The 12,635-nt window shown below is 52.6% G+C and carries 12 protein-coding genes and 1 pseudogene; 4 read left to right on the top strand and 9 right to left on the bottom strand.

The genetic code is table 11. The annotated features are described in order from the left end of the window. The first annotated feature begins 6 nt into the window (after positions 1–6). The gene (locus BFV65_RS17170) at positions 7–1,632 is read left to right on the top strand and encodes an alpha-amylase family protein (RefSeq protein WP_045622067.1); all 1,626 of its coding nucleotides are present in this window, start codon (positions 7–9) and stop codon (positions 1,630–1,632) included. Here BFV65_RS17170 and BFV65_RS17175 read toward each other — a convergent pair whose 3' ends face one another. From BFV65_RS17175 to BFV65_RS17190, 4 genes are read right to left on the bottom strand one after another with little or no spacing between them, the layout of a single operon-like run. After that, entirely contained in the window at positions 1,633–2,619 is a 987-nt protein-coding gene (locus BFV65_RS17175; RefSeq protein WP_023298529.1) for an SDR family oxidoreductase, read from the bottom strand. A gap of 16 nt (positions 2,620–2,635) precedes the next feature. Next, complete coding sequence (locus BFV65_RS17180) at positions 2,636–3,154, bottom strand: 2-oxo-tetronate isomerase (protein ID WP_058646267.1); 519 nt, start codon at positions 3,152–3,154, stop codon at positions 2,636–2,638. Between the two features lie 15 nt (positions 3,155–3,169). Continuing rightward, positions 3,170–3,616, bottom strand: a complete 447-nt coding sequence (locus BFV65_RS17185) for a DUF421 domain-containing protein (protein WP_022649269.1) — start codon at positions 3,614–3,616, stop codon at positions 3,170–3,172. Positions 3,617–3,625: 9 nt separating this feature from the next. After that, a complete protein-coding gene (locus tag BFV65_RS17190) occupies positions 3,626–4,129 on the bottom strand; it encodes a hypothetical protein (protein WP_023298530.1) in 504 nt (167 codons plus the stop codon). Positions 4,130–4,268: 139 nt separating this feature from the next. On the opposite strand from BFV65_RS17190, the gene BFV65_RS17195 reads away from it, so the two are divergent. Beyond that, positions 4,269–4,658 carry a YdeI family stress tolerance OB fold protein gene (locus tag BFV65_RS17195; RefSeq protein ID WP_069596928.1) on the top strand — a complete coding sequence of 130 codons (390 nt, stop codon included), beginning with the start codon at positions 4,269–4,271 and terminating at the stop codon, positions 4,656–4,658. A gap of 61 nt (positions 4,659–4,719) precedes the next feature. After that, entirely contained in the window at positions 4,720–5,604 is an 885-nt protein-coding gene (locus BFV65_RS17200) for an SDR family oxidoreductase (protein ID WP_022649272.1), read from the top strand. Positions 5,605–5,706: 102 nt separating this feature from the next. On the opposite strand, the gene BFV65_RS17205 is transcribed toward BFV65_RS17200, so the two are convergent. After that, a complete protein-coding gene (locus tag BFV65_RS17205; RefSeq protein ID WP_048965627.1) occupies positions 5,707–7,689 on the bottom strand; it encodes an alkyl/aryl-sulfatase in 1,983 nt (660 codons plus the stop codon). A gap of 171 nt (positions 7,690–7,860) precedes the next feature. On the opposite strand from BFV65_RS17205, the gene BFV65_RS17210 reads away from it, so the two are divergent. Continuing rightward, a complete protein-coding gene (locus tag BFV65_RS17210; RefSeq protein ID WP_022649275.1) occupies positions 7,861–8,259 on the top strand; it encodes a KPN_03583 family lipoprotein in 399 nt (132 codons plus the stop codon). Positions 8,260–8,317: 58 nt separating this feature from the next. Here BFV65_RS17210 and BFV65_RS17215 read toward each other — a convergent pair whose 3' ends face one another. From BFV65_RS17215 to BFV65_RS17235, 4 genes and pseudogenes are all read right to left on the bottom strand, one after another. Further along, the gene (locus BFV65_RS17215; RefSeq protein WP_022649276.1) at positions 8,318–8,929 is read right to left on the bottom strand and encodes an outer membrane beta-barrel protein; all 612 of its coding nucleotides are present in this window, start codon (positions 8,927–8,929) and stop codon (positions 8,318–8,320) included. 100 nt (positions 8,930–9,029) lie between these two features. After that, positions 9,030–9,659, bottom strand: a complete 630-nt coding sequence (locus BFV65_RS17220; RefSeq protein ID WP_048965626.1) for a winged helix-turn-helix transcriptional regulator — start codon at positions 9,657–9,659, stop codon at positions 9,030–9,032. 63 nt (positions 9,660–9,722) lie between these two features. Beyond that, positions 9,723–10,898, bottom strand: a complete 1,176-nt coding sequence (locus BFV65_RS17225) for an OmpP1/FadL family transporter (protein ID WP_048965625.1) — start codon at positions 10,896–10,898, stop codon at positions 9,723–9,725. Positions 10,899–11,407: 509 nt separating this feature from the next. Next, a pseudogene (locus BFV65_RS17235) lies at positions 11,408–12,564 on the bottom strand (IS3 family transposase). Positions 12,565–12,635: the final 71 nt, after the last annotated feature.

Genomic DNA, 12,635 nt, shown 5'->3' on the forward strand with positions numbered 1-12,635 from the left:
ATTGCTATGGCAGGCTGGCATACACGCGCCATTATTTACCAGATTGATACCGCCCTGTTTTACGATCTTAACGGCGATGGTTGTGGCGACATCGCCGGGATCGCCGCGAAGTTGCGCTACATCCGCCGGATGGGCGCGACGGTTATCTGGATCACCCCGTTTTACCTCACCCCTTTTCTCGATGAAGGCTATGACGTAAGCGACCATTTGCAGGTCGATCCCCGCTTCGGCAAGCTCAACGATATCATCGCCTTTATTGAACAGGCGCGGGAGCTGGGGATGAAGGTCATTATTGAGCTGCTGATCCAGCACACCTCGGATGCGCATCCCTGGTTTCAGCAGGCCCGCCGCAACCCGCAGTCACCCTACCGTGACTATTATCTCTGGTCTGACACGGACGAGGACGATACGCCACCGATGTTCCCCGGCGTGGAAAAGAGCGTCTGGACATGGGACGACGAAGCGGGGCAATACTACCGGCATATGTTTTATCACCACGAGCCGGATCTCAATCTGGCCTCCCCGGCGGTGCTGAAGGAGGTTGAGAACATCATCATCTTCTGGCTAAAGCTCGGGGTGTCGGGCTTTCGCCTGGATGCAGCGTCGCACCTGACAAAACAGGCCGGGCGTGGAGATGAAAAACGCGGCCTGTGGATCCTGGAGCATCTGCGCCGTCTTATCGAACAGCGCAATCCGGACGCGATCCTGCTCGGCGAAGTCGACGTGGAGGTCGACGCCTACAAAGATTATTTTGGTCAGAATGACCGGCTCAACCTGGTGCTGAATTTCTGGCTCAATAAGTACTTTTACGTCAGCCTTGCAGAGAAGAGCGCACGACCGCTGCGCAACGCGGTGAAAAAGATGATTGTGCCGCCGGACTCCTGCTGCTTCGCCAACTGGCTGCGCAATCATGATGAGCTGGATCTGGAAGGGATAGGCAAAAAAGCGAAGCAGACCGTCATTGATGCCTTCGCCCCTGATGAAGAGATGAGCGTGTATCAGCGAGGGATCCGCCGCCGTCTGGCGCCGATGCTTAAGGGCGATCGAAAGCGGCTGGCCTTTTGCCATGCGGTCTTGTTTTCGCTGCCTGGCGTACCGGTCATGCGCTACGGGGATGAAATTGGAATGGGCGATGATTTAGATCTGGAGGAGCGTTACGCCGTACGCACCCCGATGCAGTGGGCCGGATCGCAGGGCGGCGGTTTCTCAGATGCCGACCCGGAAACCTTTATCGCCCCAATGATTGACCATGGTCCGTACCGCTATCAAAAAATCAACGTGGCGGATTCGCTGTTGCACCGCAACTCCCTCCTGCACTGCATTATCGATATCGCCAATACGCGCTCGGAGTTTCCTGAGATCGGCGTCGCGCCGTTTCGTCTTATTACTATCGACAACGATGCGGTACTGGGGATCTATTACGAAACCGACACGCGCAGCATTCTTACCTTCGTTAATTTCAGCGATAAGCCCGTTAATTTTACCGCCAGAGGGATCCGGCATGCGACCTGGACCGCATGCCTGGCGGACAAACGCTACGACGACGCGCTGGTATGCGGCAAAACCGTCGCGCTTAACCTCAGCGGCTATGGCTACCGCTGGTTCTGGACCGATCGTACCGCACTGCGCTGATTATCGTCTCCGCGAGAGCAGCAGACGCGCCACGATCGCGCCCGTAACGGCGAGGGAGCCGAGCAGCACTTTCCCCGGCATGCCGGAGGTAACGCTGGTGGCGCGCTCTTTTGCTTCGTCGGTGAAGTGCCCGTGGATTTTATGCAGGTCGTTAACAGGCTGATCCAGATAGTCCTGACGGTCATCCGCATTTAGCGTATCGGTCATCTGCCCTTCCCAGGCCTTTTTAACCATCAGCCGGTCCAGAAAACCGGGGAAAAGAAACTGCCCGACAATCGACTGGACGGTGCTGCTGCCCACCCATAGCTCCCGCACCGGTTTCTGCGCCACCTTAAAAATAGCGCTGGCGGCCACTTCCGGCTGAAACACGGGAGGAACCGGGCGCATCGCCCAGGCAAATTTATTCCTCGCCCACTCGAACTGCGGCGTGTTGAGGCCTGGCATCTGTACCATTGCGATCTGCACCCGGCTGTTTTCATGCATCAGCTCGGTGCGTACGGCATCGGTAAATCCGCGGATCGCGGCTTTCGCCCCACAGTAGGCTGACTGCAAGGGAATGGAACGGTAGGCCAGCGCGGAGCCAACCTGAATAATCGTTCCGCGATCGCGAGGAGTCATTAACTCCAGCGCGGCGCGGGTGCCGTTAACATAGCCCAGATAGGTCACCTCGGTGACGCGGCGAAACTCCTCCGGGGACATGGTGCGAAACGGCGCCAGCATCCCGCCCATGGCGTTATTCACCCACACATCGATGGCTCCAAGCCGGTATTCAATTTCGTTAGCAGCATCGGTCACCGCCTTGCTGTCCGCCACGTCGGCCTGAACGGCACACGCGTTGATCCCGAAACGGCGCAACTCCTCTTCTGTGGAGCGCAGGCTCTGCTCATCGCGGGCAATAATGCCTACATCGTAGCCCGCTTTAGCAAAGTGCAGCGCCGTGGCTTTCCCCACGCCCGCCGTACCGCCGGTAATAACGATAACAGCCATAGCCTTTCCCCTTGTCTCAGACGTTATCCCACCCGGAGAGTATTTCGATCAGTTCAGACAGCGAATAACGCACCGCTTTTTCCACCACATCCTGACATTCACCGGAAAACAGCACGGTGCGGGTTTCCGTCTGTCCGCGAATATTCCAGCCGAAGCAGACCGTACCGGCTGCCGTGCCATCGTCTCCGCCTTCCGGTCCCGCATAGCCGCTGATGGCAACACCAATATCCGCCTCGGCAATATCGCGAATTTTAGCGGCCATCTCAGTAACCGTTTGTTCACTGACGGCGGTGAAGCGCTCAATCGTTTCGTGCCGCACGCCGAGGATCCTCTCTTTCGCCGCATCGCTGAACACCACCATGCCAACGTCATAAAATTCCGCCGTGTTCTCTTCGGCACAAAGCGCAACCGCGAGATTACCGCCGGTGCAGGACTCCGCCGTGGTTAGACGCAGTCCTCTTTCTGTGAGCGTCATGGCAAGCTTTTTCGTCAGCTCGCTGATGGTCGTATTATTATCGTGAATAAGGTTGCTCATGGATGTGCCCCTTAGTTAATTTTCTTCAGGAATAATTGAAATATGGCCGTTACGCTCAAGGATCGCGTACTTAATATCCTTTAATTCCGTTATGCCGTGGTTCTGGCGTGCTGAAACCAATATATCATCGCAGGATACATCGACTTTTTTCAGTTTATCCGCAATGGGAATACCATTCTCTACCAATATCACCGGGGTGCCATCAAGAACATTCTCAACAGAAGAAGAATATTTTTTAATCAGGCCAAAAATAATATCCACCACCACCAGCGTTGTTATTGTAATCATCGCACCGGTGACGGAAAAATCTTCGCCCAGTAGAGCCTGCTGTGTCGCCTCACTGATAATTAAGAGCAAAATAAGGTCAAAGCTGGTCATTTGCAGCAGGGCGCGCCGTCCGGCGACTTTAAACACGATCACCAGAAACAGGTATATTGCCAGGGCACGAAAAACCATGTCCATATTCGACTCCTAGGGGTAAATAAACTGCCAGAAGCGGATATCTGGCCCGTTGTTTACGCGGATGCTGTTTGTCCATTTCCCTGCTTTTGTCGGCGTGATGAACAGCAGGACGGTGAACTTATCGCTCTGTTTCAGATTGTCGTAAACGAGAAACAGGGTATTCCCCCGGCTATACATGCTGTCCGGCTGCGGCCAGACGCTGCCCGGCTCATATACGTCGCTGCTTTCGCTGGTCAGGCTGAGAATATATTTACCCTCAGACGTCACCGGAAACGTCAGCGTCATCCGCGATTCGGTCTGGCGGCGGCCGAAGCGCTCATAGCTCAGGTTCAGGGATTTTGCTTCGTTTGTTTTCTCCACGTCGCTAACCGCACCGCTGGAAAACAGGCCGGCTAACGCGGCCACGATAATACCTAACAGAACAATAAAACCCACCTGACGAAATGCATACTCAAACGTCAGTAAACGATAACTCTCTTTTATCCCAGGCACTTTTTCATTTTTTGGTTCCATGGCTTTTGTCACCGTTTCGCTTAATTGCCGAAATTTTTGATTTTTCTACGCAAATGCTTTTAAGACTTATCACATTTGCCACATAAAGGAATAGCAACAATACTTAATAAGTCAAGACATCCAAAATGAAGGATATCAGATGAAATTATCAGTGATTTCAGCCTTGTTAATATTAATTATCCCTTCCGCATGGGCAGATAATAACGGCGGGTTACAAAAGGGTGAAGCGCCGCCACCGCCGCATGCCCTGGACAGTGGTTATCGTGGTACCGATGATGCGCGCATTATGACCATTACTCAGGCAAAAGAGATGCATGATGGCGCCTCTATTTCATTGCGCGGCAATCTTATTGATGGCGATGGCGATAAATACGTATTCCAGGATAAAACCGGGAAAATCGACGTTATTATCCCGAAAGCCGTATTTGATGACAGAACCGTGGAACCTGACAACATGATCAGTATTAGCGGCTCGCTCGATAAAAAATCATCCCCACCCGTAGTGCGGGTCAGCCACTTGCAAAAATAATTCAGCGAAGCGTTAACGCTGTAACTATCCATCAAATCTCACCCCTAACAAGGAGTTAGCTATGAGTGATAATGAACAACGTACGAACGCTTACCCAACGCCACCTTTCCCGGAGCAGCCCCAGACGCCACCGGGCCTGGCCTCTGAAATGGACCCTGTTCCCGATCACGGCGAGACAAGCTACAAAGGGCATGGCCGGCTTACCGGTAAGAAGGCGCTAATTACCGGGGGCGATTCCGGCATCGGACGCGCGGTAGCCATTGCCTATGCCCGCGAAGGGGCAGATGTCGCCATTAACTATTTGCCGGAAGAGGAAGAAGACGCTGCGGAAGTGATCGCCCTGATTAAAGCGGAAGGACGGAATGCCGTCGCGCTACCGGGCGATGTGCGGGACGAAACTTTTTGTCAGAACCTGGTGGAACAGGCCGTCGGAAAACTGGGCGGGCTGGACATCCTGGTGAATAACGCAGGCCGACAGCAGTACCGTGAGACGCTGGAAGAACTGACCACGGAAGATTTTGACGCGACCTTTAAAACAAACGTCTATGCGCCTTTCTGGATCACAAAGGCGGCGTTGCGCCACATGAAAGCTCCCGCTTCCATCATTAACACCTCATCTGTACAGGCGGTAAAACCGAGCGCCGTACTGCTTGACTATGCGCAGACCAAAGCCTGTCTCGCGGTATTTACCAAAGCGCTGGCGAAACAGCTGGGTCCGAAAGGGATCCGCGTGAACGCGGTAGCGCCCGGACCTTACTGGACCGTGCTCCAGCCCAGCGGTGGGCAGCCACAGGAAAAAGTGAAACATTTTGGCGAGAGTACCCCTCTGGGACGCCCGGGACAGCCCGTGGAGATCGCACCGCTGTATGTCACTCTGGCCTCGGATGAGTGTTCATACACCTCCGGGCAGGTCTGGTGTTCAGACGGCGGCGACGGCGTCATCTAGCGCTCAAGCAGCGCAGAGTGTAGGCCGGGTAAGGCGAAGCCGCCACCCGGCAAATTGTTGCTGGCGAATGCTAAAAGGCTGCGAAAGCAGCCTTTTTTACATTTAAGGGGTGACGACAGGAAACCAGAAACTGAAGCTCTCCATGCAGCGCAGCATTTCGTCTACCTTCGCGGCGTTGCCGACGATCGTCACCTCTCCTGCCTGTTGCGCCTTTTTCAGCGTGGTTTCCTTAAGGATGATTTTGTTCAGCGTTTCGCGGCTGAGCGTAATGGTTGCATCCGGATCTTCTGCCTGGATATTAGCACTATGGTTTAGCACGCCATTCTCCAGCTCCAGCTTATACCTGCCGCCCTCGCGGCCTAAATCAACGTTAAAAACGCCTCTGGCATTCGCCGCTCTGACGCCGTTAAGGTGAACGCCGAAGTAGTCAAAAATCATCTCAGTCGACATGGCACGGACCGCATCCGGGCTGGCGGTTTTGGGCGTCGGCTTTATCTTCACGCCGTTACGCAACTCTTGCGCACCGGTGAGGTAGGCGTTACGCCACGGCCCTGACTCCGCATGGTATCCCAGCTGTTCAAACGCATCGGCTTCCAGTTCGCGCGCCGCCTTATTATTCGGATCGGCAAAAACGACTTTACTGACCACCTGAGCCACCCAGCGATAATTCCCCCGGGCATAATCGACACGGGCTTTTTCAAGGATCGCGCGGGCTCCGCCCATGTAATCGACATACTTTTTCGCCGCCTCGACCGGAGGCAGTTCATCGAGCGTCGCCGGATTGCCGTCGAACCAGCCAAGATAGTAGACATAGGTGGCTTTGACGTTGTTGCTTACCGAGCCGTAATAGCCACGGCCTGCCCAGGATTTAGCCAGCCCGTAAGGCAGGGCGAAATTAGCGGCTATTTCATCCCTCGTCAGCCCCTTATTCGCCAGTCTGAGCGTCTGGTCGTTGATATAGCGGTAGATATCACGCTGGCTTTTCATCAGCTTCACCACTTTTTTGTTACCCCACGTGGGCCAGTGGTGCTGCGCGATAATGATTTCCGCTTTATCACCCCAACGATCGATGGCGTTATTGATGTACTTTGACCATGCCAGCGGATCGTGTATTTTCGCCCCGCGCAGCGAGTAGGTATTGTGCAGGGTGTGAGTGACGTTCTCTGCTGCTTCGATCAGCTTTTTCTCTTCCACATACCAGAGCATTTCAGACGGCGCTTCCGATTCCGGCGTCAGCATAAAGTCATAGGTGAGACCGTCAATGACCTCTTTCTGCTCCTCTTCGGTAATAGAGTGAGTGGGCGCGATGAGCGTGACCGTTCCGGCTGAGGTGGTAGTCCCCAGACCTGCCCCCACCTGCCCCTTCACACCGGGTTTCAGCAGGTTTCCGTGGATATAGCTGGCACGGCGGCTCATGGCGTTTCCGGCCATGATATTTTCCGATACCGCCTCTTCCATAAAACCGGCTGGCGCATAGACTTTCACTTTGCCGGACATTACCCCGGCTTCATCAATTACGCCACGCACGCCGCCATAATGATCGACGTGGCTATGGGTATAAATAACGGCAACAACCGGACGTTTGCCGCGATGCTTAACGTAAAGATCCATACCCGCTTTAGCCGTTTCCGCAGACACCAGCGGATCGATAACCGTGATCCCCTCTTTGCCCTCTATGATTGTCATATTCGACAGATCGAGGTTGCGGATCTGGTAGACGCCTTCCGTGACTTCAAACAGACCGCCGATATTATTCAGCTGCGCCTGACGCCACAGGCTCGGGTTGACGGTATCCGGCGCTTTTTGCCCTTCTTTGATAAAAGCGTATTTCTGGGGATTCCAGATAACGGCGCCTTTTTCACCTTTAATCACCGCAGGTGGCAGCGGGGCAATAAAGCCTTTATGCGCATTTCGGAAATCGGTTTTATCAAAGAAGGGCAGTTGACCATAAAGTGCATCATTCATTTGTTTCGTATGGGCAGTGGCTTCCTTCACCTCCTTTTGTGCCAGGACAGGCAATGAGATCAACGAGGCCAATAGCAGACCAGCAACGGCCATCGCACTAACGAGAGTTTTAAATTTCATACATCCTCGAGGCGTCATATTCACGCTGGCGGTACATGGGGGGAAAGGAGGCTATCACCGGGCTTTTCTTTTACCTATGGAAATAACGTTTATAAATAAATAAGTTTATTCTTTCGTCGCTGCGGCCTTCAGGGATAATGCTGAGTCCAATTATTTCCCCGGAGTGATTCGATGAAGAGCCTGCCGTTCTTTTTCGCTATATTAAGTCTGAGCACATTAACAGCATGTAGCTCTCCACCACCAGACAACGTTGAAAAGATTAATCATCTGCAAATTCCGCTGGTATTACCGGGGGAAAAACCGCCGCAGGCACAGATATCTCATATCGCGTCTCTTTATCAGGAAAATAAACAGCAGATCGATAACTTAACGCGCAGCGTAAAATCACAGTATCTTCAGGACACTACCGCAAAAGAAATTTTTGTTGCGGACAGCGCTGTTCAACGCGTTTACGCCTCGCTGACCAAACTGGAACAGTTAGATATGGTTAATCAGCAATACCTGAAAGACAATAATGTCACGGGCCTGCAAAATATTCATATTATGCTTGAACCGTTATTCGCCAGCTGACAACAAAAAACCCGGCAACATAGCAGCCGGGTTTTTCTTAATCGCCATATCACATGCATCAGTCGTACTGACCAAAGCGATAGCTAAGCCCTGCGGTGACGGAACTCAGGTCGCTGCTCACACCGATCTGGTTTGCATTACCCACATTGCTTACCCACTGATATTCCAGGCGGCCAGCCCAGTTTTTATTGAAGGCGTATTCAGTACCCACAGCTGCAAGCGGGCGCACACCGGTTTCAAAACGATTGTGACCACTTACATCGGATTCAGCGCGATAGCCCATCGCCCCGGCACGGCCGTAGATATCCCAGTCATTGGTCAAGGCATAGCTGGCCTTCAGGGACATTTGCAGACCCTGCGTCTTCATTTGCGCCCCTGCGCCATGCTGACCCTTGATCTGCATGTTGCCTAAATAATCATAACCGCCTTCTACCGCAAGCCATGGGGTAATCTGGTAACCCGTATAAACACCCCCACCGACATTATCATGGTCAAAATCGAAGTGGTCGGAATTATTGTTATCAAACGCTTTTGAACCCATATTGGTATCAAAATAGTGTGACCAGCCGAATTTCGCTCCGCCATACCAGGTGCCCGCATCAGCGGCGGCGAACGCGGAAGTGGCGGTAAACGCATTAACCATAATCAAAGCGAGAACTGTCTTTTTCATAAATATACCGTTTACTTAATAAAGATAAAACTTAGAAAGCAAACGATATAGAAAATTAACAGCCTCGTTAATTCCATTTCTGTTTAATTTTAAACTTCCCCTAGAATGATTCAGGTAAGTGTCTGACTTCAAGCAAATACCCACCGCGCTTAAAGGAGATATATTCTCCCTGTTTAAGGGCGGATAATACATTGAGTATACTACTGCGAGAAAGCAGCGTACGATCCTGAATATATTCCAGTATCGTGGTACGCAAACGCGTCTCCTCCGGGAGCAAAATCATTTCCTGAAGGTGGTTACGAATAACGGAATAGGTACGCTGCTGGAGTACCTGCGCATCACGGAATATCAAATAGGCCGTATGGTATGAGAGCAGCGCTGCGACATCCTCCCAGACGCCCTCGGCACGGAATAACTCGGCCGCCTTGTCCGCATCGAGACGTAAAATGGTCGACTCCCTTTCCGCACGGAGAAAATGGCCTTGCGTAGGCTGGATCATCTCAGCAATACCAAACAAATGCGGCTCGTAAACGGTCACGACCACCAGTCCATCCGATGTCCGCAGCAGGGACAGCTCCCCTTCCAGAAAGAGGTACATCTGCTGTTTCCCCTTCCGTAACCAGGTGAGTCGCTTACGTGGAATAACGTGCACTTTCTCCGCTATCGGCTCAAGGATAGCGGTCAGTCGTTCGATGGATTTTTCGGGTCGAACAGGCGGTAAAATATGCATGGTACAACCTTCTGACATTCAGTATCTGCCATTATAGACCATATATTTTAAGCGGTTAGCCGATCAAAACTGATAGCTGTAGTTGACGCTGGCAAACCAAAGATAAGGATGGTCGTAACTTCCGGCAAACGCCACCGGCGATTTCACATGCGACGACTGCATATGAAGATACGACACGGCAATACCAATATTGCTGGCCGGGGTGATCTGATACTGGGCTCCCGTACCAAATCGCCACTCATCGCCGGTAGGTAAGGTTAAGGCCACATCGCTCTGGCTTTCATACGGCGAGCTGTCGAACGCCACACCGGCATTCAGTCGCCATTGAGGCGTTGGACGATACTGCACGCCCACCGCACCGTGCCACGTGTCCTTCAGGCGGCTGACGTTGTTCAGCTGCTGGTCCCCGACGACGATTTGCGGCGCGCCGAACTGGCTCCAGTCCTGCCAGCCGAGATCGCCCATAACCGACCACTGCGGGTTAATGTCATGCACAAGGCTGAGCATAATTTGCTGCGGCGCGCTGATTTGTGCTGACACCGGCAGGTCGTAGGTGCCGTTCTGTAGACGCGCGTTGCCGTCAATATTGAAGCTGTAGTCCGTTTCGCTGTTCCAGGTAATACCGGCTCGGGTCTGGTCAGTTAGCTGCATCAGCAGCCCAAGCCGATAGCTCATGGCCAGGTCTTCATCGCGTCGCCGGTAGTCATCATCGTTAACGCTGCGAGTCAGCGAGAAGTAACCGTAGTTAACGTTGGCGGACGCGCCAATCGAAAGACGGTCGTTAAGCTTATAGGCCAGCGAGGGGCTGAGCGTCATGGCTACCATGGTACTCTTTTTAATCAGCCTGTCGCCCGCCCAGCTGCCGTAGTCGATCCCCAGGCCGTAATTACCGTAAAGCCCGACCCCGGCATAAAGATTATCGGTCACCTTCTGGCTATAAAAGGCGCTGGCATTCGGGATGGTTTTCATCACATCGCCGGGGCTTTGATGGGCATCGTTATCCAGCTGGTTGTCGATGGAGCCATCCATAACCTGTAACCCACCGGTGACCATATGATCCGGTAAGGACGTCATGCCAGCCGGGTTGGTCATAATTGTAGAGGCATCCTGCGCACGAGCCGCCTGCCCTGCTCCGGCAAGCGCGGTATCTTCGGTGCCAGCTTCATAAAAATAGAGGGCGCTGGCATGGGCACTGGAGGCAGCTAATAAGCCAGCGCACAGGAGGAGTCGTGTTTTCATCTGCGATCCGGGAAATAAAAAATTTGCCGACAGATATAACAGGGGCGATTGATTACGTAAAAAGAAAGAGGGTTTAATTTTAAATTATGCGCGCGCGTAATTATATTTATGACACTCCAGCGACAGCCGGAACAAAGGCACCGTGATTCTGCATGCACCGGGTGAGGAATTTCTTACAATGCCGTTTGGCTTAAGACAAGCGTTACTCACTACTGGGATCGCTCTTATCCTCTCGCATGGATTCGATAAACTCCCGTTGCTCCGGTGTGAGTTCAAGCTCATCCAGCAGGCGATCTAACTCTTCTTCAGGCGATTCCTTTTGATTCTTTCTCTTCCCGCTAGCCATACTCACCCTTGAGTTATTAGGATTAATCTCAGGGTATCCAGGGTACAGGAAATGTGCAACTTAACGTGTTACGTTGAAAACCAGAAGCAGCAGATAGCCGATGCTGGTTATAGCGTTATTCGCTGGTTCAGCGATGAAGCAGTGAGCGGTGCAGTTGTAGTGGTCAACAAAAACTGGCCACAGTGTTAGAGTTTTTCCAGTATCGGTTTTCCGATTCGTTTGGTGGTAACCCACCATTATATTCGTGCGGTCTGAGCACGAATATCCAACGATATAGTCCGTTATTGCGTGAGCTGTATCGCTGAAGCTTACGTAACCCGTCACCGACACCCATTCGTTCTTCAGACTCCTGAAGAAGCGCTCCATTGGACTGTTATCCCAGCAGTTTCCACACCGGCTCATACTCTGCTTAATCTGATATCGCCACAGTAACTGCCGGAACTGCCTGCTCGTATAATGACTACCCAGGTCACTGTGGAACCTCACCCCGACGGGCTTACCGCGCGTTTCCCATGCCATTTCCAGCGCTTTCATGGTGAGTCTGCTGTCCGGTGAGAACGACATTGCCCAGCCCATTGGTTTTCTTGCAAACATGTCGAGTACAACGGCGAGGTACGCCCAGCGTTTACCTGTCCAGATATAGGCCACATCACCGCACCACACCTGGTTGGGCTCCGTTACGGCGAACTGTCGCTCAAGATGATTCGGGATAGCAACGTGCTCATGACCGCCACGCTTATACTGGTGAGTCGGTTGCTGGCAACTGACCAGCCCCAGCTCTTTCATTAGCCTGCCAGCGCCCCATCTGGTAGCCTCTCTGGGTTGCCATTGTGGCGATGCTTCTTGTTCCGGCCGAACCACGGCTAATGCCATGCAGCTCAAGTACCTGACTTCGTAATACAGCTCGTCTGCCGTCAGGGCTTTTCAGGACGGTTTTTCCAGTATTTATAGCTGCTGCGATGAACCCCGAACACCTGGCAGAGAGTGACCACAGGATAACGCGTCCTGAGTATCCCGATTATCGAGAACTGTTCAGGGAGTTTGACATCAAGAGCGCGGTAGCCTTTTTAGAATTTCGTTTTCCATTTCAATACGTTGTAGCTTTTTCTCAAGCTCACGTATTTCGATTTATTCCGGCGTTATCGGGGAGGCTTTTGGCGTTTTGCCCTGATGCTCATCACGCAGTTGTTTGAACCATTTTGTCATCGTGGAAAGACCAACATCCATTGCCCTGGCAGCGTCAGAGATGGTGTAATTTTGGTCGACAACCAGCTGAGCGGATTCGCGTTTGAATTCAGGACTAAAATTTCTTCTTTTCATTAAAGCACCTGTGTTGTTCTGAGGTGAGCATATCACCTCAGTTCAGGTGGCCAAATTCAGTGTGCCACTAC

Source organism: Enterobacter hormaechei subsp. hoffmannii (genome assembly GCF_001729745.1).
GTDB classification, from domain to species: Bacteria; Pseudomonadota; Gammaproteobacteria; order Enterobacterales; family Enterobacteriaceae; genus Enterobacter; species Enterobacter intestinihominis.

What these genes read in the sequence shown, in the direction of transcription:
- BFV65_RS17170 (WP_045622067.1), top strand. Translation starts at nt 7, where the DNA reads ATGGCAGGCTGGCATACACGCGCCATTATTTACCAGATTGATACCGCC.
- BFV65_RS17175 (WP_023298529.1), bottom strand. Translation starts at nt 2,619, where the DNA reads ATGGCTGTTATCGTTATTACCGGCGGTACGGCGGGCGTGGGGAAAGCC.
- BFV65_RS17180 (WP_058646267.1), bottom strand. Translation starts at nt 3,154, where the DNA reads ATGAGCAACCTTATTCACGATAATAATACGACCATCAGCGAGCTGACG.
- BFV65_RS17185 (WP_022649269.1), bottom strand. Translation starts at nt 3,616, where the DNA reads ATGGACATGGTTTTTCGTGCCCTGGCAATATACCTGTTTCTGGTGATC.
- BFV65_RS17190 (WP_023298530.1), bottom strand. Translation starts at nt 4,129, where the DNA reads ATGGAACCAAAAAATGAAAAAGTGCCTGGGATAAAAGAGAGTTATCGT.
- BFV65_RS17195 (WP_069596928.1), top strand. Translation starts at nt 4,269, where the DNA reads ATGAAATTATCAGTGATTTCAGCCTTGTTAATATTAATTATCCCTTCC.
- BFV65_RS17200 (WP_022649272.1), top strand. Translation starts at nt 4,720, where the DNA reads ATGAGTGATAATGAACAACGTACGAACGCTTACCCAACGCCACCTTTC.
- BFV65_RS17205 (WP_048965627.1), bottom strand. Translation starts at nt 7,689, where the DNA reads ATGAAATTTAAAACTCTCGTTAGTGCGATGGCCGTTGCTGGTCTGCTA.
- BFV65_RS17210 (WP_022649275.1), top strand. Translation starts at nt 7,861, where the DNA reads ATGAAGAGCCTGCCGTTCTTTTTCGCTATATTAAGTCTGAGCACATTA.
- BFV65_RS17215 (WP_022649276.1), bottom strand. Translation starts at nt 8,929, where the DNA reads ATGAAAAAGACAGTTCTCGCTTTGATTATGGTTAATGCGTTTACCGCC.
- BFV65_RS17220 (WP_048965626.1), bottom strand. Translation starts at nt 9,659, where the DNA reads ATGCATATTTTACCGCCTGTTCGACCCGAAAAATCCATCGAACGACTG.
- BFV65_RS17225 (WP_048965625.1), bottom strand. Translation starts at nt 10,898, where the DNA reads ATGAAAACACGACTCCTCCTGTGCGCTGGCTTATTAGCTGCCTCCAGT.